This window comes from Sphingomonas mollis (assembly GCF_016427505.1).
Taxonomy (GTDB): Bacteria; Pseudomonadota; Alphaproteobacteria; order Sphingomonadales; family Sphingomonadaceae; genus Sphingomonas; species Sphingomonas mollis.
On record NZ_JAELXS010000008.1, the window covers coordinates 37,704 to 62,792 of the forward strand.

General features: G+C 64.2%; 23 protein-coding genes and 1 tRNA gene. 16 read left to right on the plus strand and 8 right to left on the minus strand.

Features of this window, described 5'->3' with window-relative positions:
- Positions 1 to 51 precede the first annotated feature (51 nt).
- The 7 genes from JAO74_RS14095 (at position 52) to JAO74_RS14125 (ending at position 7,251) form a co-directional block, all read left to right on the plus strand.
- A complete protein-coding gene (locus JAO74_RS14095; RefSeq protein WP_199039348.1) occupies positions 52 to 333 on the plus strand; it encodes a type II toxin-antitoxin system Phd/YefM family antitoxin in 282 nt (93 codons plus the stop codon).
- Complete coding sequence (locus JAO74_RS14100; RefSeq protein WP_199039351.1) at positions 330 to 719, plus strand: type II toxin-antitoxin system VapC family toxin; 390 nt, start codon at positions 330 to 332, stop codon at positions 717 to 719. Before JAO74_RS14095 ends, JAO74_RS14100 begins: the two co-directional genes overlap by 4 nt.
- The gene (cobT, locus tag JAO74_RS14105; RefSeq protein WP_199039368.1) at positions 719 to 2,542 is read left to right on the plus strand and encodes a cobaltochelatase subunit CobT; all 1,824 of its coding nucleotides are present in this window, start codon (positions 719 to 721) and stop codon (positions 2,540 to 2,542) included. Before JAO74_RS14100 ends, cobT begins: the two co-directional genes overlap by 1 nt.
- Positions 2,543 to 2,559: 17 nt before the next feature.
- Complete coding sequence (locus JAO74_RS14110) at positions 2,560 to 3,354, plus strand: MipA/OmpV family protein (RefSeq protein WP_199039371.1); 795 nt, start codon at positions 2,560 to 2,562, stop codon at positions 3,352 to 3,354.
- 2 nt (positions 3,355 to 3,356) lie between these two features.
- Positions 3,357 to 3,665 (plus strand): ribbon-helix-helix domain-containing protein, encoded by a 309-nt coding sequence (locus JAO74_RS14115; protein WP_199039803.1) that lies wholly within the window; start codon positions 3,357 to 3,359, stop codon positions 3,663 to 3,665.
- A 51-nt stretch (positions 3,666 to 3,716) separates the two neighbouring features.
- Positions 3,717 to 6,182 (plus strand): TonB-dependent receptor, encoded by a 2,466-nt coding sequence (locus tag JAO74_RS14120; protein WP_199039805.1) that lies wholly within the window; start codon positions 3,717 to 3,719, stop codon positions 6,180 to 6,182.
- A 70-nt stretch (positions 6,183 to 6,252) separates the two neighbouring features.
- Complete coding sequence (locus JAO74_RS14125) at positions 6,253 to 7,251, plus strand: PepSY-associated TM helix domain-containing protein (RefSeq protein ID WP_199039374.1); 999 nt, start codon at positions 6,253 to 6,255, stop codon at positions 7,249 to 7,251.
- Between the two features lie 65 nt (positions 7,252 to 7,316).
- Here the strand turns inward: JAO74_RS14125 and JAO74_RS14130 are convergent, their stop codons facing one another.
- Positions 7,317 to 11,909, minus strand: coding sequence for an NAD-glutamate dehydrogenase (locus tag JAO74_RS14130; RefSeq protein ID WP_199039377.1), 4,593 nt, complete (start codon positions 11,907 to 11,909; stop codon positions 7,317 to 7,319).
- Between the two features lie 49 nt (positions 11,910 to 11,958).
- Positions 11,959 to 13,230 carry a PAS domain-containing protein gene (locus tag JAO74_RS14135; protein ID WP_416194312.1) on the minus strand — a complete coding sequence of 424 codons (1,272 nt, stop codon included), beginning with the start codon at positions 13,228 to 13,230 and terminating at the stop codon, positions 11,959 to 11,961.
- A gap of 141 nt (positions 13,231 to 13,371) precedes the next feature.
- Between JAO74_RS14135 and JAO74_RS14140 the strand changes: the two genes are divergently transcribed.
- The 4 genes from JAO74_RS14140 to JAO74_RS14155 all read left to right on the plus strand — a co-directional run bounded on the left by JAO74_RS14140 (position 13,372) and on the right by JAO74_RS14155 (position 14,555).
- Positions 13,372 to 13,447 (plus strand) — tRNA-Thr (locus JAO74_RS14140).
- Between the two features lie 226 nt (positions 13,448 to 13,673).
- A complete protein-coding gene (locus JAO74_RS14145; protein WP_199039380.1) occupies positions 13,674 to 13,901 on the plus strand; it encodes a hypothetical protein in 228 nt (75 codons plus the stop codon).
- Between the two features lie 280 nt (positions 13,902 to 14,181).
- Positions 14,182 to 14,367: a hypothetical protein gene (locus JAO74_RS14150; RefSeq protein WP_199039383.1), complete on the plus strand. Its 186-nt coding sequence runs from the start codon at positions 14,182 to 14,184 to the stop codon at positions 14,365 to 14,367.
- 2 nt (positions 14,368 to 14,369) lie between these two features.
- Positions 14,370 to 14,555 carry a DUF6961 family protein gene (locus JAO74_RS14155; RefSeq protein WP_199039386.1) on the plus strand — a complete coding sequence of 62 codons (186 nt, stop codon included), beginning with the start codon at positions 14,370 to 14,372 and terminating at the stop codon, positions 14,553 to 14,555.
- A 219-nt stretch (positions 14,556 to 14,774) separates the two neighbouring features.
- On the opposite strand, the gene JAO74_RS14160 is transcribed toward JAO74_RS14155, so the two are convergent.
- A complete protein-coding gene (locus tag JAO74_RS14160; RefSeq protein ID WP_233151020.1) occupies positions 14,775 to 15,611 on the minus strand; it encodes a hypothetical protein in 837 nt (278 codons plus the stop codon).
- Positions 15,612 to 15,626: 15 nt separating this feature from the next.
- Positions 15,627 to 16,142, minus strand: a complete 516-nt coding sequence (locus JAO74_RS14165) for a hypothetical protein (protein WP_199039392.1) — start codon at positions 16,140 to 16,142, stop codon at positions 15,627 to 15,629.
- Positions 16,143 to 16,247: 105 nt separating this feature from the next.
- Between JAO74_RS14165 and JAO74_RS19165 the strand changes: the two genes are divergently transcribed.
- Together JAO74_RS19165 and JAO74_RS18805 are read left to right on the plus strand one after the other, a co-directional pair.
- Positions 16,248 to 17,279 (plus strand): ImmA/IrrE family metallo-endopeptidase, encoded by a 1,032-nt coding sequence (locus JAO74_RS19165; protein WP_199039394.1) that lies wholly within the window; start codon positions 16,248 to 16,250, stop codon positions 17,277 to 17,279.
- A gap of 3 nt (positions 17,280 to 17,282) precedes the next feature.
- On the plus strand, positions 17,283 to 17,729 hold the full coding sequence (locus JAO74_RS18805) for a hypothetical protein (RefSeq protein ID WP_233151021.1): 447 nt from the start codon (positions 17,283 to 17,285) through the stop codon (positions 17,727 to 17,729).
- A 369-nt stretch (positions 17,730 to 18,098) separates the two neighbouring features.
- Here the strand turns inward: JAO74_RS18805 and JAO74_RS14175 are convergent, their stop codons facing one another.
- The 3 genes from JAO74_RS14175 to JAO74_RS14185 all read right to left on the minus strand — a co-directional run bounded on the left by JAO74_RS14175 (position 18,099) and on the right by JAO74_RS14185 (position 20,047).
- Positions 18,099 to 19,370 carry a Y-family DNA polymerase gene (locus tag JAO74_RS14175; protein WP_199039397.1) on the minus strand — a complete coding sequence of 424 codons (1,272 nt, stop codon included), beginning with the start codon at positions 19,368 to 19,370 and terminating at the stop codon, positions 18,099 to 18,101.
- Positions 19,367 to 19,768: a LexA family protein gene (locus JAO74_RS14180; protein ID WP_332908819.1), complete on the minus strand. Its 402-nt coding sequence runs from the start codon at positions 19,766 to 19,768 to the stop codon at positions 19,367 to 19,369. Before JAO74_RS14180 ends, JAO74_RS14175 begins: the two co-directional genes overlap by 4 nt.
- A gap of 75 nt (positions 19,769 to 19,843) precedes the next feature.
- Positions 19,844 to 20,047 carry a hypothetical protein gene (locus JAO74_RS14185; RefSeq protein ID WP_199039400.1) on the minus strand — a complete coding sequence of 68 codons (204 nt, stop codon included), beginning with the start codon at positions 20,045 to 20,047 and terminating at the stop codon, positions 19,844 to 19,846.
- Between the two features lie 135 nt (positions 20,048 to 20,182).
- On the opposite strand from JAO74_RS14185, the gene JAO74_RS14190 reads away from it, so the two are divergent.
- Positions 20,183 to 20,419: a hypothetical protein gene (locus JAO74_RS14190; RefSeq protein WP_199039403.1), complete on the plus strand. Its 237-nt coding sequence runs from the start codon at positions 20,183 to 20,185 to the stop codon at positions 20,417 to 20,419.
- Between the two features lie 3 nt (positions 20,420 to 20,422).
- On the plus strand, positions 20,423 to 20,830 hold the full coding sequence (locus JAO74_RS14195) for a hypothetical protein (protein ID WP_199039406.1): 408 nt from the start codon (positions 20,423 to 20,425) through the stop codon (positions 20,828 to 20,830).
- A gap of 51 nt (positions 20,831 to 20,881) precedes the next feature.
- Here the strand turns inward: JAO74_RS14195 and JAO74_RS14200 are convergent, their stop codons facing one another.
- Positions 20,882 to 21,175 (minus strand): hypothetical protein, encoded by a 294-nt coding sequence (locus JAO74_RS14200; RefSeq protein ID WP_199039409.1) that lies wholly within the window; start codon positions 21,173 to 21,175, stop codon positions 20,882 to 20,884.
- Between the two features lie 528 nt (positions 21,176 to 21,703).
- Between JAO74_RS14200 and hsdR the strand changes: the two genes are divergently transcribed.
- Entirely contained in the window at positions 21,704 to 25,084 is a 3,381-nt protein-coding gene (gene hsdR, locus JAO74_RS14205) for a type I restriction-modification system endonuclease (RefSeq protein WP_233151022.1), read from the plus strand.
- Positions 25,085 to 25,089 lie beyond the last annotated feature (5 nt).

Sequence of the window (25,089 nt, forward strand, 5' to 3'; positions counted from 1 at the left end):
GCACGATCGGTGGTGGACTAGGTTGCTTAGCTAACCCCCTTGGAGGCAATCATGGCCGAGGCCGATCCGCAGAAGACGTTCAACGTTCACGAGGCGAAGACCAATCTTTCGCGATTGATGGATCGTGCACATGCCGGTGAAGAGATCGTGCTGGCGAAGGCGGGTGAACCCTGGGCGAAAATCGTGCCAATCGTCCCGCCGGTGAAAGCGAAGCGGGTGCCGGGGGGGTGGCCGGAACTGGCGCAGATCCCGGAATCGGTGTGGTTCGAGCCGCTGCCGGAGGAGGAGCTTGCCTTGTGGGAGGGTAAGCGGCTGGACAAATACGGTCTGTGAGCCGGCTGCTTCTCGACACCCATGTGGTTCTGTTCTGGTGGGCCAGATCGTCCAAGCTGGGCGAGGCGGCGCAGGAGGCGATCAGCCTCGCCGATACCGAGGTCCATGTCAGCGTGGCGACCGGCTGGGAGATCGCCACGAAATTCCGTATCGGCAAGCTGGCCTTCGTCGGCGATCCCGCCATCCATATGCCGCAGATGATGGAGGCCCATCGCTTTGTGTTTCTGCCGATCAAGGCCGACCATGCGCTACGGGCAGGGTCGCTGCCGGGTGACCACCGCGACCCCTTCGACCGAATGATCGCGGCTCAGGCGCTGATCGAGGACATGACCGTCGTTACCCGCGATCCCGAGATCGCCGGTTTTGGTTGCAAGGTACTCTGGTAATGGTGAACGAAACCCCTCTCGACCGGTTCAAGGCAGTGCTCGGCGGCGCGGCGCGGGCGTTGGCGAACGAGCCGGAGGTGGAACTGGCGTTCACCGCCGATGCGCCGGTGCAGTCGGGCAAGCATATCAAGGTGCCGATGCCGGCGCGCGCGCTGCCGCCCGAACAGGTGGCGGAGGCGCGGGGCTTTGCGGATTCGTTCGCGCTCAGGCTGCGGCTGCACGATGCGACGCTGCACCAGCGGGCGGCGCCGGCGGAGCCGGTGGCGCGGGCGGTGTACGATGCGATCGAGACGGCGCGGGTCGAGGCGCTGGGCAGTCGCGGGTATGACGGGATCGGCGACAATCTGGCGCATGCGCTCGACGCACGGATGCGGAGCGATCCGATCACGCGCGCCCGGTTGAAGGCGGAGGTGCCGCTGTCGACCGCACTGGGGCTGATGGTGCGCGAGGCGCTGACCGGACGCGAGTCGCCTTCGGTCGCGGCGCCGGGGCTGGCGATGGTGCGCGAATGGGTGGACGGCCGCGTCGATCTGTCCGCGCTGGCGCTGGCACTGGACGATCAGCGCGCGTTTCAGGCGCTGGCGACGCGGCTGCTCGCGGACCTGGAACTGATCGAGGGCGAGCAGGAGCCGAACGAGGCCGACGAAGGCGGCAGCGACGAGGAAGGCACCGACGAGCAGCAGGCCGACAACGAGACCGACGATGCCGACGAAGGCGGGCAGGGCGAAGGCGAGGTCGAGGCGCGCGGTGAGGAACGCGAGTCCGACAATGACGACGGCGACAGTCAGGAACAGGGCGAGGATGCGCCCGACGACATGGACGGCGAACCCGGTGACGAGGGCGACGAGGGCATGCAGCCCGTCCGCCCCAACCGGCCGGCCGCCGATCTAGGGCCGCAGTTCGATTACAAGCCGTGGACGACGCAGTTCGACGAGGTCGTGACGGCGGACGACCTGTGCGATGCGGAGGAACTGGCGCGGCTGCGCGGGTATCTCGACCAGCAACTTGCGCACTTGCAATCGGCGGTGTCGAAGCTGGCGAACCGGTTGCAGCGGCGGTTGATGGCGCAGCAATCGCGCGCGTGGGATTTCGATCAGGAAGAAGGGCTGCTGGATGCAGCCCGGCTGGCGCGGGTGATCGTCAGCCCCGGCCAGTCGCTGAGTTACAAGGTCGAGCGCGATACCGATTTCCGCGACACGGTGGTGACGTTGCTGATCGACAATTCGGGGTCGATGCGCGGGCGGCCTATCTCGATCGCGGCGATCTCCGCCGATATCCTCGCACGGACGCTGGAGCGGTGCGGCGTCAAGACCGAGATCCTCGGTTTCACGACGCGCGCGTGGAAAGGCGGACAGAGCCGCGAGACGTGGCTGGCGGCGGGGCGGCCGGTTCAGCCGGGGCGGCTGAACGACACGCGGCACATCGTCTATAAAAAGGCGGACGAGCCGTGGCGGCGGTCGCGCAACGCGCTGGGCCTGATGATGCGCGAAGGGTTGCTGAAGGAGAATATCGACGGCGAGGCGCTGTTATGGGCGCACGCCCGGCTGGTGGCGCGGCCGGAGGAGCGGCGCATCTTGATGGTGATCTCGGACGGCGCGCCGGTCGACGATTCGACGCTGTCGGTCAATTCGGGCAGCTATCTGGAGCGGCATCTGCGACAGGTGATCGGCTGGATCGAATCGAAGAGCCCGGTCGAACTGGTGGCGATCGGCATCGGTCACGACGTGACGCGCTATTATGCGCGGGCGGTAACGATCATGGATGCCGAACAACTGGGCGGGGCGATCATCGATCAACTGGCGGCGCTGTTCGATACGGATTGATGCTGTATCGTGGGCGGATGAAAACCATCGCCACGATTGCCGTCTTCCTCACCGCCATCGGCCTGACGGCGGTGCCGGCCGCTGCGCAGGATGATCGACCCCGGCGAACGCGGGTGGTGTTGGGGCCGCAACTGACGCCGAGCTTTCCCGGCGCGGATCGGGTGAGCGTGCGCCCCTTTATCGATGTATCGCGGGTGCGGGGCGACGATGTGTTCGCGTTCGAGGCACCCGACGAAAGCGCCGGGTCGGCGTTGTTCCGGCGGGGGCGGTTCGCGATCGGGCCGGCGATCGGGTTCGAAGGGCGGCGCGGGCGGCGCGACGTGCGGGCGGGGCTGGACACCGTTGGTTTCACGGTCGAGCCGGGCGGCTTCGTCCAGTGGCAGGCGACCGATGCCATCCGGCTGCGGGCCGAACTGCGCAAGGGGCTGGGCGGGCACAAGGGCTGGATCGGCAATGTCGGCGCGGATTATGTCGTGCGCGACCGCGACGACTGGCTGGTGTCGCTGGGACCGCGCGCGACGCTGGGCGACCGGCGATATCACCGTGCGTATTTCGGCGTGACGCCGCCCGCATCGACGGCGTCGGGGTTACCGGCGTTCGATGCGGGCGGCGGCTTGCAGGCGGTCGGCGTGACGGCGGGGGCGCTGCGGCAGATGGGGCCGCGCTGGGGCCTGATGGGCTATGCCAAATACGACCGGCTGGTGAGCGATGCCGCGCGGTCGCCGATCGTGCGGGCGGATGGGTCGCGCAACCAATTGTCGGGCGGGCTAGCGCTGATGTGGACGTTCGGGCCGTTGCCGGCTGGACGGTGACGTTGACGGGGATCGCGGCACCGGCGGGCGGCTTTGTCGGGCCGGTCAAGCGGTCGGTGACGATCGCGGGGCATCAGACCTCGATCAGTCTGGAACCGGTATTCTGGGCGGCGCTCGAGGCGGCGGCGGCGAAACGGTCATGGCCGCTGTCGGCGGTGGTGGCGCAGGTCGACGCGCTGCGATTGCTGGCGGACGACCCGCCCAATCTGGCAAGTGCGTTGCGCAGCTGGTTGTTCGCGCAAAAGGCGAATGGCGTAAGCGACGAAAAGGATGACACATTTTGCGACAGTGATGAAAATCACTCTCAATAGCGTTGACAGTGCGAACGACTCTCAATAGCTGCATCCCCATAACAAGGGGGTATTTCAGTGTCCAAGTCGTCTGCGTCGTTCCTCGCTCTGTCGTGCGTTGGATTCATCGCATCCGCGCCTGCCCATGCGGCCGGCCCGGTGGCCGCCGATGTGACCGCAGCCGATCGTGCGGCGACGGCGCAGGACGGTAAACGACAGGCGGAACGTGACGAGATCATCGTCAATGGCCGCCATGAAGCGGCGCCCGCCGTGGTGGAAAGCCCCAAGGCGACGTCGGCGTTGCTCGATACGCCGCAGACGATCACCGTCATCAGCGATCAGGTATTGCGCAAGCAGAACCTGCAGACGTTGCGCGACGCGTTGCAGACGATCCCCGGCATCACCTTCGGCGCGGGCGAAGGCGGCGGCGGTTACGGCGACAGCATCAACCTGCGTGGCTATTCCGCGAACAACGACATCACCATCGATGGCGTTCGCGACAGTGCGCAGTACAGCCGCACCGATCCGTTCAACCTGCAACAGATCGAGGTGTACAACGGTGCGAACTCGGTCTTCAACGGCGCGGGCAGCGTCGGCGGTACGATCAATCTCGTCACCAAGGAGCCGCGGCCCGAGGATCTGACGATCATCCAGGCCGGTGTCGGCACCGACGATTACTGGCGCGGCGCGGTGGATGCCAACAAGCGCGTGTCCGATCTGGTCGCGGTGCGGCTGAACGGCGCATACCACCGCAACGACGTGCCGGGCCGCGACGTCGATCGGTACAAACGCTGGGGCATCGCGCCATCGGTGACGATCGGTGTCGACGGGCCGACCAGCCTGACGCTGGCCTATGTCCATCAGGAGGATCGCAACACGCCGGTGTACGGCGTTCCGTATTTCCGCAACGCATTCAACGATGGCGAACTGGCCGGCGTGGATCGCAGCGATTATTTCAGCATCGCCAATCTGGACCGGCAGGACACGACCGTCGATCGCTTCACCGCGACGTTGCGCCACCGGGTCAACGAGCAACTGTCGATCCGCAACCTGACGCGCTGGCAACGGGTGGGCCAGTACAGCGTGACCAGCGCACCGCAGGGCACGTACTGCCTGACCGCGACCGGCCGCACGCCGACCGGTGCCGCCTGCATCGCGACGTTCGCCAACTTCGCCGATGCGAGCGGTGTCGTCCGTCCGACCCAGAGCGTCACCGTCGCGCCGGGGCTGTACCAGCCGAGCGGCCCGCGCGGTCTGGTCCGCGATCAGGAGAACCAGTTGCTGTACAACCAGACCGATATCCGGCTGGAAACGGGCGAGAAGGGTGGCATCCGCAACGTCGCCAATGTCGGCGTGTCGGGGACGATCGAAGATTACGCGATCACCGGTGCCTCGCTGCCGCGAACGACCGGCGGCGCGCTCGTGATCCTGCCACAGATCGATTACCGCAATCCCAACACGGTCTATACCGGTCCGATCAACTACACGGTGACGGCGCAATCGAAGTCGGAGACGACCAATCTGGCGGTCTATGCATTCGATACGCTGGAACTGGGCCGGTATGTCGAGTTGAACGGCGGCGTCCGTTGGGAAGTGCAGGATGCCACGTTCCGCCAGTTGCCGCTGGCCTTCGTGCCGCCGGGCACGACCGCGCTGACCGGTGCGGCGCTGTTGCCGCAGACCAGCCATGAGAAGCTGTTCTCGTACCGGGTCGGCGCGGTGGTGCATCCGGTGCAGAATGTCAGCATCTATGGCGGCTATGGCAATGCAAAGACCCCGTCGTCGGCGACGGTGCGGCTGGGTTGCGGTGTGGCGTCGTCATCGGGTGTCGCCGTGTTCAGCCCGTGCGAGGTCGCGCCGGAAACCGCCAAGAATTACGAAGCGGGGATCAAGGCGACGCTGTTCGGCCGGCGACTGGAACTGACCGCGGCGGTGTTCCGCAACGAGCGGACCAATTTCCGGGTCGCGTCGAACGACCCGGTCCTGCCGGCGGCGACGCAGGTGCTGGACGGTCGCGCGCGGGTCGACGGCATCGCGCTGGGCGCGTCGGGGAATGTCACCAGGAACTGGACGATCTTCGCCAACTACACCTATCTGGATGGCGAGATTCTGCAGGCAACCTCCGACCAGTGCATCGCCGATCCGGGTAATGGCACCGCGACGAACAACCCTTGTGGCAATTCGGCCGCCAATCCGGACCCGCAGCGGGGCAGTTTCTTCGTGCAGACGCCCAAGCATTCGGGCAGCCTGTTCACGACGTACAAGCTGCCGTTCGGTCTGGAGGTCGGTTACGGCCTGACCTATCAGGGCAGCTTCGCACTGAACGCTGCGTCGTTGCTGGCGCCGACGCAGTACCGGTCCGACGATTTCCTGACGCACCGGGCGTATCTGGCATACAGTTTCGCGAACGGGCTGACCGCACAGGTGAACGTGCAGAACTTCACCGACGAGAAATACTATACCGGCATCCGCAACAATGGCTGGGCGACCCCCGGCGACCGGCGTTCGGCGGTGTTGAGCCTGTTCTATAGCTTGTGAGGTTTGCGAGCTTCTCCCCGCCACCCCGGCGGGGAGGAGACGGCCGGTGATTGACGCACGATGACGCGGGGTGGCACGGCCACCGGCGAAGGGGTGCGGCATGGACGGGCGGGCGTGGCGGCGGTTGCATGGATGGGTCGCGCTGGTGCTCGCGATCCTGATTATGCCGGCGACGTTGAGCGGCGCGATGCTGATGTGGCCGGAGGCGATCGGCCGGTTGACCGGCGCGCCGCGGTTCGCGACCAGTGGCGCGGCGTTGCTGCCCGTCGATCGCTATGCGCGGGCGGCGCGGCCGGTGTTGCGGCCGGGTGAGCGGATCGCCGAGATGATATTGCCCGATCGACGCGGTGCGCCGGTGGTCGTTACCGCCACATCTGTAGCTGCGACGGGTGCGGTTCAGGTCGATATCTTTCTCGATCCGCCGACCGCGCGGGTGCTGGAAGTCGCGGCAAGCGATGCCGGCGCGGTCGGGTTTCTGCGGCGGGTGCATGGCAAGCTGCTGGTGCCGGGCGCGGGGCGGAGCATCGTCGGTGCCGGCGGCGTGATCGCGGTCATGCTGGTCATGGTCGGCGTCGTGGTGTGGTGGCCGGGTCGGCGGCGCCGGGCCGGTCGTGGATCGGTGTGGCTTGGTTATGCGGTCGGAGTTCTGATTGCCGTGCCCTTGCTGGTCTGGTCGTTCAGTGGCGTCTGGATCGGTGTCGCCAAGCCCGCGCCGGTATCGGCACGGCCGATGGCGCGGCCGGCACAGCCCTTGTCGGTGGTCGTGGCGCGGGCGGTGGCGATCGCGCCGGGTGCGGTGCGGCGTATCGTCTGGCCGACCGAGCGGAATCCGGACTGGACGGTCGGTGTCGCATCGGCGGCGGTGAAGGTAGCCGACGATAGCGGGTCGGCGGTGGCGGCGCCGGCGCGCGTGCCGGCGGGTCTCGCGGGGCGGTCGATGCTGGCGCTGCATGACGGCAGCGGGTTGGGGGTTGGCTGGCGCGTGGCCGGTCTGATCGCAGGACTGGCGCCGGTAGTGATGTTGGTCGTCGGTATCGTGGCTTGGCGTCGGCGTGGGGTTTTGCCCTGACACCCTCACCCTTCCGGCGCTTCGCGCCTCCCTCCCTCTCCCAAGGGGAGAGGGAAAAGAGGGGGTTACCGGCCCAGTAGCACGCGGGCTTGCGTCGCCACCTGTGCCAGCATCGCCGCGCTGGGCTGCGTGGCGGCGCGGGCGCGGGCGACCATCGTGGTGAACTGGCCGGTGCGGGCGGTGTTGTCGTCCAGCCATGCATCGACTGCCGCCAGCGGATCGCCTTCGGCGCGGCGGGCGAGGAATTCGAGGCGGAGTTGCTCGAAATCGCGCACCAGTCCGGCGACGAGCAGCCGCTCCCACGGATCGCCGGGCGCAAGCCGCGTCGCCTGCGTCTGCGCCCAGTCGATACCGAGCGCCTGACCCAGCCGGGTATAGGCGCGGGTCAGCGCGGCCTCGTCGATGCCCAGCCGGACACCGAGATCGGCGAGGCCGACCGCGCCGTCTAGCTCGAACAGGCGGACGACGCGGGCGATCAGGTCGTCGGGGGCGCCGGCGAGCTGCAACTGGTCGGCGATGCGGACGCGTTGCGCGCGTACCTCGTCAAGCAGCAAGGTCTCGATCTGGCGGTCGAGTTCGGCGATGCCGCCGGCCAGCCGGTCGATGACCGTTTGTACCGGCGTGCCGGGGCTGGCGACGCGCAGCAGGTCGGCGATGTGCGACCGGGTGAAGTGCGCGACCTCGTCGAACAGCGCGATGCGCGCTGGTTCGGCCATCGGCGTCGTCTCGATCGCGGCCCATAGCGCGTCCAGCCCGAACAGACGTTCGGCGACCGCGAACATAGCGGCGATATCGGCAAGGTCGACGCCTTCCTCCTCCGCCAATTCGAACGCGGGCAGGATGCCGAGGCGGTTGACGACGCGGTTGGCGAGCTTCGTCGCGACGATCTCGCCGCGCAGGCGGTGGTCGTCGATCGCCTGCGCAAATCGCTCCTGCATCGCGGCCGGGAAGGCGGCGTGGAGATCGGGCGCCAGCGCGGGGTCGAGGCCGAGACCGCTGGTCTCGATCGCGTCCTGCAACGCCAGTTTGGCGGTGGCGAGCAGTACGGCGAGTTCGGGGCGGGTGAGGCCCTGTCCCTCCTGTCCGCGGCGGAGCAGGTCGTCATTGGCGGCCAGCCCCTCGACCCGGCGATCGAGCCGGCCCGATGCCTCGAATATCTCGATCGCGCGGACATAGCGGGGGACGGCGGGGGCGCCGTCCGCCTCGGCGATCGACAGCGCCAGCGTCTGGAGGCGATTATCCTCCAGCACCAGATGCGCGACGTCGTCGGTCATGCTGGCGAGGAAGGTGTTGCGATCGGCCTCCGCCAGCCGCCCTTCGTTCATCTCGCGATTCAGCGCGATCTTGATGTTGACCTCGTTATCCGAGCAATCGACGCCCGCCGAATTGTCGATGAAATCGGTGTTGATGCGGCCACCGCGCGCCGCGAAGGCGATGCGTGCGGCCTGCGTGACGCCCAGATTGGCGCCCTCGCCGATGGCGGTGACGCACAGTTCCTCGGCATCGACGCGCAGGCGGTCGTTGGCGGGATCGCCGACCGCTGCGTTGTTCTCGCCGGCGGCCTTCACATAGGTGCCGATGCCGCCGAACCAGAGCAGGTCGGCGGGCGCCTTCAGGATCGCGGCGATCAGCGCGGCGGGTTCCAGTTCGGTCGCATCGATGCCGAGTGCGGCGCGCACTTCGGGCGTGATCGCGATCGATTTGGCGTTGCGGCTGTGGATGCCACCGCCGGGCGACACCGCCGCGCCGTAATCCGCCCAGCTGGAACGAGGCAGCGCGAACAGACGCTCGCGCTCGGCGAAGGAGGTCGCCATGTCGGGATTCGGATCGAGGAAGATGTGGCGGTGATCGAACGCGGCGACCAGCCGGATCGCCTTCGACAGCAACATGCCGTTGCCGAACACGTCGCCCGACATGTCGCCGCAGCCGACGACGCTGATGCCGTCGGTCTGCACATCGACGCCGCGTTCGGCGAAGTGGCGCTGCACCGATACCCATGCGCCCTTGGCGGTGATGCCCATCGCCTTGTGGTCGTAACCCTGCGACCCGCCGCTGGCGAAGGCATCGCCCAGCCAGAAACCGCGTTCCAGCGCCAGTGCGTTGGCGACATCGCTGAACGTCGCGGTGCCCTTGTCGGCGGCGACGACGAAATAGGGGTCCTCGCCGTCATGGATGCGGACATGGTCCGGGTGGACGACGGCGCCGTCGACGATGTTGTCGGTGATCGACAGCAGCGATCGGATGAAGATGCGATAGCTCTCCGTTCCCTCGGCCAGCCACGCGTCGCGATCGACCGTTGGAGAGGGGAGCTGCTTGGGATAGAAGCCGCCCTTCGCGCCGGTTGGCACGATGACGGCGTTCTTCACGCGCTGCGCCTTCATCAGGCCCAGGATCTCGACGCGGAAATCGTCGCGCCGGTCGGACCAGCGCAGGCCACCGCGCGCGACCGGGCCGGCGCGCAGATGGATGCCCTCGACGCGCGGCGAATACACCCACACCTCGCGCCACGGCACGGGGGCGGGCAGGCCGGGGATCAGGTGGCTGTCGAGCTTGAACGCCAGCGCTTCCGACGCGGCGGGGGCATAGGCGTTGGTGCGCAATGTCGCGGCAATCAGCGCGGTATAGGCGCGCAGGATGCGGTCGTCGTCGATCGCCGATACCGCATCGAGTCCCTCCGCGATCGCCGCATCGCACACGCTGACGTCACCGGAGGCGGCGGGATCGTGGGCGACGGCGAAGCGGGCAACCAGCGCGCGGGCCACGTCGGGCGCACGGCGCAGCGCATCGACGACGGTGGTCAGGCCATAAGGCAACCCCGCCTGACGCAGATAGCGGAACCACGCGCGCAGCAGGACGACGGATTGCGGGGCCAGTCCGACCTCGACGATCAGGCGGTTGAATTCGTCGTTCTCCGCCTGTCCTTCGAGCACAGCGGCGATCGCGCCTTCCAGCACGGTCGGGTCGGTATCGGCGGCGGCGGCCTCGACGACGAAATCATGAACGAAGGCGTCGCCTGCATCGCGCAGGCGGGTCGGCAGTTCGCCGATGACGCGGAAACCAAAATTTTCCAGCACCGGTACGGCGTCCGACAGGGCGAGCGCGCCGCCGAGCTTGTACACCTTCAGCTGGCGATCTTCGCCCGGCAGCGGCGGGAGCAGCCGCACGCCGCGGGCATCGGGCGTCTCCAGCGCGGCGAGGCGCAGGATGTCCGAGGCGGCCTCGTTCGCGGTTGAGACGTTGCGGTAATTCTGCGGGAAGGCGGCGGCCCAGCGCAGCGCGAGGCGGGCGGCGCGCGCGGTCGACGTCGTCTCGGTCAGGGCGGCCTCGACATCGGGCACCCAGCCCCGGACCATCCGTTCCAGTCGCTGCGCGAGCGGGGCGGTGTCGGGCACCGCGCCACCGGCCTCACGCGGATCGAGCATGTAGCGGAGGAGGGCGACCTGCCCATCCTCCAGCGCGATCGACCAGGTCAGCACCTCGGCATCGGCGGCCTCGGCCAGCATCTCGCCGATGGCGACGCGGCGGCTGGTGGTGACGTCGTCGCGCGGCAGCCAGACGAAGGCGTTCAGATGGCGACCGAGCGGCGCGCGGACGAGCGTCAACACGGGGCGCGGGCGATCGGCGATCGACATCGCGGTCAGCGCCAGTTGCTCAAGCTCGGCCGGATCGAAACCCGCGACCAGATCGTGCGGCAGCGCGGTCATCGCATGGGTCAGCGCCTTGCCGGTATGGCCGCCGGGATCAAAGCCGAACTTCTCCTCCAATGCTGCCAGGCGTGCACGCAGCACGGGAACGGTGCGCGGATCGGCGGCCAGCGCAGCGCTGGTCCACAGGCCGGCATGGATCGACAGGCCGGTCACGCGACCCTCCGCCATCACCGGCATGACGACCAGATCAAGCGGCACGGCGCGATGGACGCGGCCGACGAGGTTCGATTTCAGCAGCAACGGCGCCTGACCGCCGCCTTCGTACCATGCCAGCGCCAGCCGGCACGACGCATCGGCGAGGATCGGCCGCGGTTGCGGATTGCGAGCGATGCCAAGTGGCGCGGTGAAGCCGGCGCCGGGCGTCCAGACCTGATGACCGAGGAACGTCAGCTTGCCGTCGAGGAACCAGCGGAGCAGCGCCGCGCCCTCACCCGACCACAGCGCATCGGCATCGCGCGCCATCGCCTGCTTCAGCGCGCCCCAGTCGGCCACGGCGACGCGCACATCGGCCAGCGCGGCTTCGAGTCCGGCGGTCAGATCGCGCCGGTCGCGCGCATCGGCGCGTTCCAGCTCCAGATAGATCATCGATTCGGGTAGCGGCCCCGCACCGATCGTGACGAGCGTACCATCGGCGTCGCGCGTGACGGGGACGACGGGGTGGATGATGCGGTGGATCGCGATGTCCTGACCGGTGATTGCGGCAGCGACCGAATCGACCAGAAAGGGCATGTCGTCGTTGACGATCGCGACGCGCATACGGCGATGGGCATCGTCCGCCGCGATCAGTTCCAGCGCCACGGCGGCATGGCCGGGGACGCGCGCGGCAGCGGTGGCGGCGACGAATCGCGCCGCGTTTTCCACCTCGGCCGGGCCGAAATCGCGCAGCTCGCCCGGCAACGCACCCATGGTCAGCCGCGCAGCGAGCGCGGCAGCTTCTTTGTCCATCTCCATGGGGCGGTCCTATGCGCCCGGCGGCAGGTCATCTCAAGGCCTGTCCTTTTCAGGGCTTGTGAGCGATCGCCGTCCGGTCCTGTGTCTTGAGGGCGCGGGTCGCCAGATCGTGATCGGCGATGCCGGCGACGATATCGAGCACGCCGTCCGCGCCCATCCGTGCGACCAGCACCACGGCATCGCCGGTTGCCGCCTCCACCGCCAGCGGCAGGCGGGCGATCACCGGGCGCTCTCCCAAGGTTGGCGCATGGGGCGCGGTGCCGGCGGGGCGGCGGGCCTGACGCTCGGCGGCGACGATCGCCTTGATCCCGCCCTCGAATCCGTCGAGGAAGGTCGGCAGGCGACCGGCGGCGATGCCGTGGCGGCGGGCATGGCCCAGCACCGCGGCGAATTCGGTCAGGCGTGTCTTGTCGTAATCGGGGCCGAAGACCAGCTTCACCATCGGCGTCATCGGTGCGCGCGGCTGGATAGTCAGCCCGGCCTCGGTCACCAGACGCAGATACGTCTCGCGATCGTCATCGGCGGCCAGCGAGAAATCATGCGCGCGGCCCAGCGCCCGGTACAGCGCCGACCGGCTGCGCGTATCCGCCGCGCGCACCGCCGCCGCCGTCTCGCGCGCCATCATCAGCGCGTCGGCGAGCGATCCGGTCATCGCGAGATCGGCATGGCCGGTCGCTGCCGCGCCGCGATCCGCAAGGGGGCCGTCCGCCCAGGCCGACGCCTCGCCCGCGCCGCGTGGTCCGGCGAGGACAGCGGCGCCCAGCTCGGCATCCAGGCGCGCCTGCACCACGGGATCGGCGACATCCTTCCAGTTGATGACGCCATAGATATGATCGATGCCGCCGCCGTCCGCCGCCGCGAAGGGCATCAGGATGCCGCGATACAGCGTCGTGCAGCCGCGCAGGCTGACGAACTCCGCCTCGAACCCGATCGGTGCGCGGTTGGCGATGATCTGCAGATAGTGATCGGTCAGGCGCGACAGCAGCGATCGGCCCGGCACGTCGGCGACGCGCACGATATCGCCACCCAGCCGGCATTCGTCGCGCAGCTTGCTGCCCAGATAGCCGATGCCCGGATCGGTCACGTCACCGGCGAAGTCGAGCAGCACGCCGTGCGCGCCGAAATCGGCGACGTTGCCCGGATCGAGATCTTCGATCGACGGAAAGGGGCGGCCCTTCAGCAACGACACCCAGTGGTTATAGGCGCGCACATGCATCCGCCGCTCGTCGCCGCCCATATCGAACAACGGCTCGTCGACCGTCGCCTCGGTGCCGGGGTCGGTCAGGACCTCATGGTCGTCCAGGCCGTGCCGCATGTCCATCGATCCGTCATCCCCGTATTCTCGTGTCGGCGATTGTGGACCCTGCGCAGTAAACGATGGGTAAATCGCGGGCAGGTGCTTGTCAGCGGCCCCCATCGCTGATAATCGCCGCCGCCTCGACCCGGCACGGCCGGTTCTCGGGCCGCTTTAGCTCAGCTGGTAGAGCATCGCATTCGTAATGCGGGGGTCACAGGTTCGAGTCCTGTAAGCGGCACCATCCTAAATTGCTGAAAATACATAACCTTTCGGTAAGTTGCACCGCCAAATTCTGTTCGTGTAAGCATTTCGGTATCGCAGTGGTATCGCGAGCTTGGGAGGCGGGCCTGCGATTGCTCAATGCTGAGGCGTTCATCCTGATGGGCGTGTTCGTCACCGTGTGCAATTATGTCGGGTTCCATCTCCTTGGGCCACCCTAGTCGTTAGGACAGGGGGCGGTGGGGGCGGTGTTCCTGCTCTATGCGCTTGGCTCGGTCAGTTCGGGTTGGTTCGGCACCCTGGCCGGTCGCGTCGGACGCCGGAAAATCTTCTGGATGCCGACGGTCATCCTGATGGCCGGTGTCGCACTGACCGCCGCCACGCCGATTGCATGTTGCGAACCTGACGGAGATGACCGGCTTCAGGCAGTGCCTAGCGCAATGTCCGTGGAAGCGATGCGAAGATCAAATAAGTAGTAGTGGCCGCGCACCTGGGAGGGATATGCGCGGCCACCCCATTCACCGTCATCGGGGTTTGCCCGATCGCCCGCGCGCCTTGGGGGAATGGAGGCGGGCTGGTGAACGAGGAGTGCAACTAGCTGCCCGATTGCATCGCCGCCAACGATCAATGCCGTACAGACTTAGTGGCGTGGCCGATTACTCGATCCTCATTGTTCTTTGGACAGCGACTGCGGGCAAGCCGCTGGTTCGGGACAAAGATGGACGGCCACTGACGGTGTTTCGTAAAGCCTAAAGCATGGACATTGACCCGCTTGCCACTGCTCTAGATCACGCTCGAGCATTCGCCGCCACGCTGAAGCCGGGCGGTCTGTTCGACAAGAAGACCGACTTCACAGCCGATAATCTGCTGGCACTCATTGCGGCGGCGGCTCCACCGACGGCCGAAGACGCGATGATCGAGCAGGTGGGTGACCTCGCCTAACGATGACGCCGGAACAGGAGCGATGGGCCGAAGCCCTTGCGGTGATCAAGCGGCATGGTGACGGTCTGGCTGCATTCCTGAACGAGCGGTGCGTGACTTTGGCCAAAGCGGGGGATATGGCGGGCGTCGCCCGGTGGCGGGAAATCATCCACCGCTGCGATCAACTTCGCGACGGGACGGCCCAGTAGATGTGTAACTGTGCCCGCTTCAGCGCCGAGCCAGAGACGCTTGGCCGTCGCAAAAACGCAGTTACTGCTGGGGAAGACGATATGAGAGCGGTACGCTTGCCCATGAGGGGGTACGCTGAAGCTAACAAAAGCATCTCTGTTGATCGAGCTGACAATCATTGCCGGTAGGATCACCGCTGCGAGCCATACATACCAGCTATTCGTTGAACATGCTGCAATTCACCCAACTTCGGATATATGTTCCTCAACGTAATCGATAAGTTTGCGAATATCTGCATCTACCGTTCGCACGAAGCTGTCGTTCACTTCCAAACGGATGTTTCCTTCCTTATCCTTTCCATTCCGGTGGACGCAATCGTGACGGATCGGCTCGGCCTTCATCATTCGGACCTTCATGTCTCGGTCTGGGAAGAGGTCAAAGTTGAGTGTCAGCTTCCAGATGACTTCGATCTTCTTAAAGTTGTGATAGAGCAGGGTTCGTAGGTGCGTAGCAGCGGTATGGGCGACAATGCCAGGATTGGCATGTATCTCCGCCAAAGGCAGTTTGAGTTCTTTCAGTTCACGGTCGCCTACAATAATGCGCTGTAGCGCACCCGGCTTGTTCAGCACCTCCGTTATCAAAGTGTCTGACAGGTAGGCTTCCAAAGCTGCGAACTGCTGAATGAACGCCATGCGTAGCACGGTCGCGGTGTGAAACGAAGGAGGCGTGCCTTTAAGTACCGTGCGCACATCCTCAAGTGTCATGATGATGTTAACAGCCGGGTCACTCGGCAGGTCCCAAGCGGCGTCATCAGGTTCAACCATGTAAGCGTCCGATGCGCTTAACTTTAAATCACGACCATCGTCGTTCGTAATGCCGATGTGACCATCGCTGTTCTGTATTGAGAGACTGTACCCCTCGTTGCAGTGCTCGCACCAAACGTCTTCCTGATCTTCGGTAAACCGCTCGTCAGCGTTATCGCCCGTCCAATCAGTTTCAGGAACCGTAATAGTTTCCATGTTGTGCTCGCCGCACGTCGCACACGTGAACTGAATGTCGCTCGCATAACTGGCCACTTTATTATCCCCTTTCTATGACAACCCTAAAATCGCCCGCTGGATGCGCTTCTCCGCTTCCGTCAACCGCTGCGCCACCTCTCGGCATCGCCACCAGATGATCGTTGAGCAAATTACAAAGATGGCGACCGGCAGAACGAGGTAGAAGCCGAAGATGACCCACGTGCCGTCTTGAAGGGCCTGTACTTCCTGCCAAACCGTGCAGTAGGCGAAGTAGCCCAGGCTTATAGCGAACAAGCTGAACACTACCCGGAGTAGCACACGATTGAACTTGTGGAAGCCGATCTCGAGCCCGCTGACTTGCCCCGCCAAGGTGCGAACATTCCTAGCCTCGGTCTTCATCAGGTTTGCCGTCACCGCGCCCTTGAGCGTGGTTACCCGCCGGGCGAGGCCAGCCACGCCGGTTGCTGATACGGCTTGAATAACAGCCAGCGCGAGATACAGTCCGATTCCTACCGTCTGGACGTTAGCCAGTTGCGCGAAGGTCAGCCCGGTTTTCGCTGCTTGCCAAGGCCATAAGTCGATACACACGTGAAGATCCCCGCTGGCGCCCTCTCTAACGTCCTTAGGGCGCGCGGCCTCGATCTGGCTACTCTCGCGTCTCGCAGCGGGGTGTCTCGGTCTAAGCTACAGCAGGTGGTCGACGACGGCGGCGAGCTAGACGACAACGAAATTGCATCCATCGCGGATGAATTGGCCGTGCCGATGCAGGCGCTTTTCACACAGCGCGAACTGCCTCTGTTTCCCTCCGTCGACTTCCGCACAGTCAGCCCCAAAATTGCTGAGTTCGAGAAGGGCACGCTCCAGGCCATTGGTTACGTTGAGAAGCTGTCCAGCACCCTGTCTGCGCTCGACCTTGACGTTGGGCTTGATGAAACTGTCGAGCAGATAAAACCCAAAGTCTACTCGGATGAAGAAGCGATCAAACTCGCGACAAAGTGGCGTGCTCGTTGGGGCATCACGGATGACCAGCAATTGGAATGGCAGGATGCCAACAAGATGTACGTCAGCCTGCGCTCTTTCATCGAGAGCCTTGGCGTCTTGGTTTTGCACCGTCCCTTTAAGACTGACGAAGCGGCTGGCCTGTACGTCCACATTGATGATGGCCCTCACACAATCGTCATCAACACGACAAACAGCAGCAAGGCTCGCAAGCTGTTCACGCTCGCTCACGAGTTTAGCCATGTCCTTCTCCGCAAGGAAGGTGCATCCAACCCCTCTATCATCCGGAATCGCGTTGAGCGTTTCTGTAATCGCTTTGCAGCGTGTTTACTCGCGCCCAAGCGTCTCATCAAAGCGGCACTTGCCCGCTTTCGCTATACGCCCGTCCCTGACGATGATTTCATCCGCTTGTTTGCGAAGAAGTTGGGGATCAGTCAGGAGGCGACATACGTCCGCCTCGTTCAAACTAACTTTTTAGCTCGCGACGACTACAAGGCATGGAAGGCCAAGTTTGGCAACCGCCACTTCGTACCTTCTGGCGATCAGGGTGAGAAGAGTAGCGGAGGAACGCCTGACCCCTTGCGTGACAAGCGCACAAAGTATGGCACCCGGCTTTTAGATTTGCTGAAGCGCGCACGGCTTACAGAACAGCTAGACGAGATCGACATTTATCGCCTGAGCGGGCTTAAACCTGTCTATCAAGATCAGCTTTTTGGGACCGCCTAGCGAATGGCGGCCGCTTCATCTAGCGCGGTTACGCCTAAGTGGGTCATCGATCTACACGGCATTAAGGATGCGCTCACGACAACGTCAAACTCGGCGAAGAACCGCGTAATCAGTGCTATCCAGAGCGGCGAAATGCTTATCGTGCGATCAGTGTCGAATGACCTGAACAACCTTTATCCTCATCTGTGGGCCGCGTTCACAGCCATCCAGCCTAGAAAGTACGTCCCAACCACTGTCGCCAGTAATCAGTCAGCCACGCTCCTACAGGAGCAGCACGGTTCCGGCATACTTGGCGGGCTTCCACTTTTCGAGCACTTCGAGGCGGTTGCTGTAGCGCGCGATAAGAAGTGCAGGCTAGTTTCAGCGGGCAAGGCACTGAAAAGCTGTAAGCAGATCGCAAAGGGCTGCGGCATCCCCGACGGTGACGTAACAGACATAACTGGCGTCTAAAGTCAGGACCCATTAATGTAGGTGTCGTGATTTGGTTCAGGCTCTGCAATGAGAACGGGATGAGTGACCTTGGCTGGCGGTCCCCGTCAAGCTGGTCGCAGATACGGTAAAGCGTCTGCATGTCGAGTTATTCTAGGTCTTTAGCCAGACGAACCACATACCCACACGGGAAGGGAATGGGTCCTTAGTCGGACAGCGAAGCCCCCATCATGCGGCGGCACATGCCGAACGCAAAGACGACCATACCACTGGCAACGGTATCTCCTTAAATCTTTGCATAAAACGCGACTAGACGACGAACGCCCGCTTACTGCGGTCGCAATCCGAACACAGATAGGCCGATTTCAATCAAACATGCGCGTTCAAACGTTATCTTGCGCGTGCCGTCGGCACCTCGCTTATGTTAGTCGTCCAGGAAGGCGAGCGCATTTCGGAGCGCAGCTTCCACTGTCGCTTGAACCCCTGCGACGCCGTCACCGCCGTCCACTTGCCGAACCGCCCGTTGATGTCGTCGAGCGCCCCCATCAGTCGGGCGCGCTTGTCGGCGTCCCCCTCGAACAGCGTCCGCGGTCGCATGTCGGCAGCGACAAGATCATCCAGCATGATCCCGGCCTTGGTATAGGCGTACCCATCCCGCCACGCCCGCTCCGCCGCCCGCCGCGCCGCGGCGATCAGCTCCAGGCTGTCGTTGGTCATCGGATGCAGCGTCACCATCCGCGATCCGGCATATTGCGGCCGATCAGGCTTGTGCCGGTTGGTGTGGAAGAACGCCGTCAGTTGGGCGGCGACCAGCCCATGATGGCGCAGCTTCTCGCCGGCGCGCAGTGCATACTGGCTGAGCGCGCCCATCATCCCGTCGAAGGTCGTCACGGGCGTCCCGAACGACCGCGTCACTGCCATGCCCTTCCGCTGTGGCGCCACCATCTCGACCGCGGCCGACGGCACCCCACGCAGCTCGGCCACCAGCCGCTCCAGCACCACTGTCCCCACCGCTCGCGCCTGCTTCATGGGCATGTCACGCAGCGTTCCAGCGGTCATGATGCCCAGATCGATCAGCTTGCGCGCGGTGGCGCCGCCCACGCCCCAGACATCGCCGACCGGGAAGCCGTGCATGACGTCGTCGCGAAGGGCGTCATCGCGCAGATCAGCAACCCCGTTCATGCTCGGGTTCTTCTTGGCGGCGGCGTTGGCCAGCTTTGCCAGTGTCTTCGTCTCGGCGATACCGACGCACGTCGGGATGGTGGTCCACTGGCGCACCTGATCCCGCATCGCATGGGCATGGGCGACCAGATCGCGATCCTCGAATCCAGCCAGGTCGAGGAACGTCTCGTCGATCGAGTATATCTCGAAGTCGCGGGCGAAGGCTTCACAGGCGGCGATCACCCGCCGCTGCATGTCACCGTACAGCGTGTAGTTCGACGACAGCACCCGGATGCCATGCGCCCGCACCTTGTCGCGCAGGTGATGGATGGGGTCGCCCATCTTGATGCCCAGCGCCTTCGCCTCGGCCGATCGGGCAATGGCACAGCCGTCGTTGTTCGACAGGACGATCACCGGCACGCCGACGAGGCTGGCATCGAACGCCCGCTCACAGGACACATAGTAGTTGTTGCAGTCGATCAGGGCGATCGGAGGGCTCATGCCATCTTGCGGGCAACGCCGACGACGACGCCCCATATCTCGACGTTCTCATCCACCAGGATCTCGGTAAAGCCGTCAGCTTCCGGCACCAGCCAATGCCTGCCATCGACATAGCGCAGCCGTTTCAAGGTCCGGTCGCCGAACACCAGCGCGACGACGATCGCGCCCGACTGCGGCTTCTTCGCGCGGTTCACGACGATCAGATCGCCGTCGTTGATGCCGGCGCCTGCCATCGACTGGCCATCGACCCGCATGATGTAGCTGGCGGCGGGGTGCTCGACGAGCCAGGCGCCGAGATCGATCGGCTCCTGCATGTCATCCTGAGCGGGCGAGGGAAAACCCGCCGGCGTATCGCACAGGAAGAACGGCACCTCGTGTGGCACCAGCTCGAACGGCACATCATGAAGGGTGAGAGCGACCCTAGGACGCCTTGTCGTCACGATCGAGAGGCGGGGCCTTGCGGGGCGCGTCACCTACAGGATCGCAGGCAGCGGAAGCTGCTGGTGGGGGACGGCCAGTACGGCCCGCGCGTCCTGCGCTGCACCCACCGCCTGCCGATAGTGGACAGTGCAGTACCGCTCAGCCTCCTCGAAGCCGATCGGCGCCCATTCGTCGGACGGATACACGTTCTCGTAAATGGCGCGGGCAGCCGCGCGCAGCTGCAGATCATGCTGCATTTCGTCCTCCAGCAGTGGCGATCACCGCGGGGGCGGCGTGGACATAGCTACGCGCATGACCGATTGATTCGCAAGAACATTGCGTGAACATCGGTTTGATGCGATGCCGCCGGCCGACACCTGAAGGGCTCGACCATGACCGATTATGACGACAACCAACCAGCCGAGAAGCCACCGTTCGGCAAGTGGCTGCTGACCCAGCGCGATCGCGGCGACTGGGTCGATGGTATCGCCGATGCCGCCCGCGCGGACCGGACGTTTCCGAAGAACGGCGACCCCGAGGCGGTTCGTGGCCACCTCCGCAAGCAGCAGGCTGACGGTGATGCCTTCGCGGCGATCGACGACGCCGAGAGCGACTGGATGGCAGCCTGACAAATGATCATTGCCACGTTGATTGCCGCCGCCCTGCCCTACTTCACCTGCGACGTGATCAAGGTTCACGACGGCGATGGGCCGCTCTGGTGCCGGTCGGGTGAGAAGATCCGTGTTGCGGGCATCCAGGCGCCCGACTTCGAGAGCGCCGAGCCGTGCCGCCGGCCGGTTGCCAGGCGAGCGAACTACACCTGCGATGATCGGGCGGCCGAACGGTCGCAGCGCATCATGTCCAGACTGACCATGGGCAAGCGGCTGTCTTGCCAGCCGACCGGCAAGAGCTTCAGTCGCATCGTTGCGCGCCGTACCCTGCCGGACGGCCGGTCACTGTCCTGCGCGGCGATTGCCGGCGGGGCAGCGATCAGGTGGGATCGTTATTGGCGGCAATACCGGATGGGGGAATGCAACTAGCGGTTTTGGATGCCTTACCGGCACGGCTAGTTGCCGGCCGGCCTACCGGATTCAAACGTCAGGCCCCGCGTAGGGCGTGATCACTTTGTCGAGCGTAGTGATCACCCAGCCAAATCCCATCTGATACTCGCCGATGCCCGCGACCTCACCAAGCAATGACTCACGCACCTCAGCATGCTGGTTCTTTTGAATATGCTTTCGCCAAGCGGGATCAATTGAAAACTCGCTGGGCTCAATCCCTTTCATCTGATGCCATGAAGTTGCTAAAACCGCCGCATGATCAATTGACCATGCGAACACGACCTGCGTCGGGTGCGCAGCACTCTCAAGTATGTAAACTTTCATCAATTCATCTCATTAACGTTATTGGTTTAAAAGCAATAACTACAATCTTAATAAGATGCGGCTGGATTTTGTATATTAGGATAAAGTTTTTGAATTAATCATCTTGTTAACTCTAGAAGATTCTCGCTGTCAGCAAACCGCTTTGTTAGTTTGCCTCCCCTTAACGCATCGGAATACCCATCGTTAACAGCGTCAAATGCGGCATGAGGGCCGAGAAGTGTGACCACTGACAATGCATCGTCCTTCCTGAGCCGCGCGTATCAAAGACACCGGGTCTGGAACGACCGCCTCACCGTCAGGCCCTTTATACTGCGATGCTATCATTCTAACCGCTTCTATAGGAACTGAACGTTAGCCTAGTCTGCAGGTCGACTAGCTGTCATTTGAGCCTTAGACGGACTGACATCATAGCGTCCCGCTATCCCGGGTGAGCGACGTACGACCCGGAATAGCATGCTCGTTTTCGGATCTGCGAATCCAACATCTTGAGGTCCGGGGACTTCGTGTTAGGGTTACGCCATGGGGGACATGACTGGCAATTTCGCGTTCTTAACGGCTCATAGTCCTCAATTGACCAAATTGGGTCAATTGGCTGAACGCTATTTTGCAGACGACCCGCCGGCCGGATTAATCAAGTTAAGGCAGTTTGCAGAAATCACGGCCAAGAGCGTTGCTGCTCGCCATGCCTTACTACCGATTCAAACGGTGTCGTTCGATGATGTACTGCGGAGGTTGCGCGCTCGATCGATCCTGCCTCGTGAAATTGCCGATCTTTTCTATCATCTGAAGCGCACTGGAAACGCAGCGGTTCACGAGGATTTGGGCAGCGCGGGTGATTTACTGACGTCGCTGAAAATCGCCCGCGAGATCGGCATCTGGTTCCACCGGAGCTATGAGGGGCACCCCAATTTTAAGCCGGGTCCATTCGTCCCGCCGGTGCCGCCCACCAATGTCGGCAAGGTGCTCGCGGACGAAATGGCGCAATTGAAAAAAGCTATCGCCGCGAGCGCGAATAGTGAGGCGAAGGCTGTCCTAGCCGCGCAGGGCGCCGAGAAACGGCGGGCGCTCAGCGAGGATCAGGCGGAGCGGGACGCACGGGACAAGGCGTTCTGGGAGAACTACGCAGTCGAGACCGAAGCGGCCTTACGCACAGCGGAAGCCGCTCTCGCGAGCATGCATGGACGCGCTGCTACCACCCCGCCTCAGCAACTTGACCTGTTGGCGAACCTCGCGGGCGAGGGTGCGAAGCGGGTCGAACTGGATGAGCAGACGACGCGGGTTCTCATCGACGATCGGCTGCGGGCGGCCGGCTGGACGGTTGATAGTGCAGTGCTCAGGCATGCGCTCGGCGCAAGACCTGACTATGTCACGCCGATCGCGATTGCGGAGTGGCCGACCAATAGCGGTCCCGTCGACTATGCCCTGTTCATCAAAGGGCGCTGTGTCGGCGTGATCGAGGCGAAGCGGCAAACCAGCGATGTGCCCGGCCGGATCGGTCAGGCCAAGCGGTACGCTCGCGACATTACGTTGACGCCCGACGAGTTGCCACCCGGCGGCCCTTTGATCGAAAACGAGGACCGTTTTCAGATACCCTTCGTCTTTGCCACTAACGGCCGCGCCTATGTGAAGCAGCTCGCGACCAAGTCCGGTACCTGGTTCTGGGATGCCCGTGTTCCTGGCGAGCCGCCACGCGCGTTAGTCGACTGGTTCTCGCCCCGCGATCTAAGCGAGCGGCTGGAGCAGAACATCGGCGTTGAGCTTGGCATCGTCGGCGAACGCGAACTTGGCGTCACTGGCCTGCGCCCCTATCAGCGTGATGCCATCACAGCGGTCGAGAACGCCATTGCCGGTGGCCGGCACCAGATACTCTTGGCAATGGCCACCGGCACCGGCAAGACCCGCCTCGCTATCGCGCTGATGTATGAGCTGCTTCGTACACAACGTTTCCGCCGCATTCTATTTCTCGTAGATCGCAATGCGCTTGGCCGCCAAACACGAGATGCGATGAGCACCACCGACACGAGTGGGTTCTACAAGTTCGATCAAGTTTTCCCGGTAGCCGACATGGCGCGCAAGTTCCCTGAGGCGACCGATCGAGTCCAGGTCGCCACCGTCCAAGCAATGATTTACCGTGTCTTTGACAATCCCGGCGCCGATCACCCCACCCCCGGTACCTACGACCTTGTGATCGTCGATGAAGCGCATCGCGGCTACACGCTTGACGCGGAACTGCGGGAGGACGATCTCGGTTTCCGAAATCTAGAAGATTACCTGTCGGCCTATCGCCGCGTGCTCGACTATTTCGATGCTACCAAGGTTGCGCTGACCGCTACGCCCGCGCTCCACACTCGTGACATCTTCGGCGCGCCCGTCTTCCGCTACGGCTATCGTCAAGCGGTGATCGACGGCTATCTGATCGACCACCGCCCGCCGCGCCGCATCACCACTGCGCTCAGCCAGACCGGGATCAGCTTCGAGCAGGGTGAGGAGGTCACGATCTTCGACCCGCGCACCGGCGAGGTCGACCTGTTCGACCTCGAGGACCAGGTCGATTTCGAGATCGCGCAGTTCAACAAGCAGGTCCACACCCGCGCCTTCAACCGCGCGGTCGCCGAGGCCATCGCCGCCGAATGCCCGCCCGACCAGCCCGGCAAGACGCTGCTGTTCGCCGCGCGCGACGACCATGCCGACATCCTCGTCGACGAACTCCGCGCCGCGCTCATCGCCGAATACGGCCCGCAACCGCACGACATCGTCGAGAAGATTACCGGCTCGATCGACAAGCCGCTCGACCGCATCAAGGCGTTCAAGAACGATCCGCGCCCGAAATACGTCGTGACCGTCGACCTGCTCACCACCGGCATCGACGTCCCCGCGATTACCAACCTGGTGTTCGTCCGCCGCGTCAACAGCCGCATCCTCTACGACCAGATGATCGGCCGGGCGACGCGCCGCTGCGACGAGATCGCCAAGGAGTATTTCCGCATCTTCGACGCAGTCGACATCTACGCCAACCTCCAGGAGGTCACCGACATGCGCCCGGTCGTGGTCGATCCCGGCCTGACCTTCGGAACGCTTGTCGGCGACCTCGAGCGCGCCGCCACCGACGAGGACCGCGCCTTTGTCCGCGATCAGATCGTCGTCAAACTACGCCAGCGCATCAAATACATCAGCGACGATCGCCGCGAGGCGCTCGAACTCGTCGTCGGCCCACTCGGTGACTTGGCCGACCGGCTGAAGGACGCGCCCGTCGCCGACACCATCGCGCTCTTCCGCCAGCACCCGTCGCTCGCCACCGTGCTTGATGCCGCCAACCCCGCGCGCACCAGCGACGGTATCTACATCTCCGACCACGACGACGAACTCGTCTCGATCGAGGATGATTTCGGCGAGAAGGCGACGCCCGGCGATTATATCGAGAGCTTCGAGGCGTATGTCCGCGACAACATGAATGCGGTTCCGGCAATGATCGCCGCCACCCAGCGCCCGCGCGAGCTGACCCGCAAAGAGCTGAAGGAACTCGCCATCCTCCTAGACGCCAAAGGCTTCTCCGAGGCGAGCCTCCGCCGCGCTTACGGCAGTGCGCGCAATGCCGACATCGCTGCGCACATCATCGGCTTCGTCCGCCAGGCCGCGCTCGGAGACCCGCTCGTCGCGTATGAAACGCGCGTCGACAACGGCGTGCAGCGCATCATCGCCAGTCGTACCTGGACCGCCAAGCAGAAGCAGTGGCTCGCCCGGATCGGCCGTGTCCTGCGCGCGCAACCGGTGGGCGATCCCGAGATTCTCTCGGACCCCCTATTCGCACAACATGGCGGCTTTGCAGTAGTCGACCGCGAGTTCGATTCCGGGCTAGGGGAGGTGCTCAAAGACCTGAACGTCGCGATCTGGGAGACCCGCGCGGCATGACGAAA

What these genes read in the sequence shown, in the direction of transcription:
- JAO74_RS14095 (WP_199039348.1), top strand. Translation starts at nt 52, where the DNA reads ATGGCCGAGGCCGATCCGCAGAAGACGTTCAACGTTCACGAGGCGAAG.
- cobT (WP_199039368.1), top strand. Translation starts at nt 719, where the DNA reads ATGGTGAACGAAACCCCTCTCGACCGGTTCAAGGCAGTGCTCGGCGGC.
- JAO74_RS14110 (WP_199039371.1), top strand. Translation starts at nt 2,560, where the DNA reads ATGAAAACCATCGCCACGATTGCCGTCTTCCTCACCGCCATCGGCCTG.
- JAO74_RS14130 (WP_199039377.1), bottom strand. Translation starts at nt 11,909, where the DNA reads ATGGAGATGGACAAAGAAGCTGCCGCGCTCGCTGCGCGGCTGACCATG.
- JAO74_RS14135 (WP_416194312.1), bottom strand. Translation starts at nt 13,230, where the DNA reads ATGGACATGCGGCACGGCCTGGACGACCATGAGGTCCTGACCGACCCC.
- JAO74_RS14150 (WP_199039383.1), top strand. Translation starts at nt 14,182, where the DNA reads ATGGACATTGACCCGCTTGCCACTGCTCTAGATCACGCTCGAGCATTC.
- JAO74_RS14155 (WP_199039386.1), top strand. Translation starts at nt 14,370, where the DNA reads ATGACGCCGGAACAGGAGCGATGGGCCGAAGCCCTTGCGGTGATCAAG.
- JAO74_RS18805 (WP_233151021.1), top strand. Translation starts at nt 17,283, where the DNA reads ATGGCGGCCGCTTCATCTAGCGCGGTTACGCCTAAGTGGGTCATCGAT.
- JAO74_RS14175 (WP_199039397.1), bottom strand. Translation starts at nt 19,370, where the DNA reads ATGAGCCCTCCGATCGCCCTGATCGACTGCAACAACTACTATGTGTCC.
- JAO74_RS14185 (WP_199039400.1), bottom strand. Translation starts at nt 20,047, where the DNA reads ATGCAGCATGATCTGCAGCTGCGCGCGGCTGCCCGCGCCATTTACGAG.
- JAO74_RS14190 (WP_199039403.1), top strand. Translation starts at nt 20,183, where the DNA reads ATGACCGATTATGACGACAACCAACCAGCCGAGAAGCCACCGTTCGGC.
- JAO74_RS14195 (WP_199039406.1), top strand. Translation starts at nt 20,423, where the DNA reads ATGATCATTGCCACGTTGATTGCCGCCGCCCTGCCCTACTTCACCTGC.
- JAO74_RS14200 (WP_199039409.1), bottom strand. Translation starts at nt 21,175, where the DNA reads ATGAAAGTTTACATACTTGAGAGTGCTGCGCACCCGACGCAGGTCGTG.
- hsdR (WP_233151022.1), top strand. Translation starts at nt 21,704, where the DNA reads ATGACTGGCAATTTCGCGTTCTTAACGGCTCATAGTCCTCAATTGACC.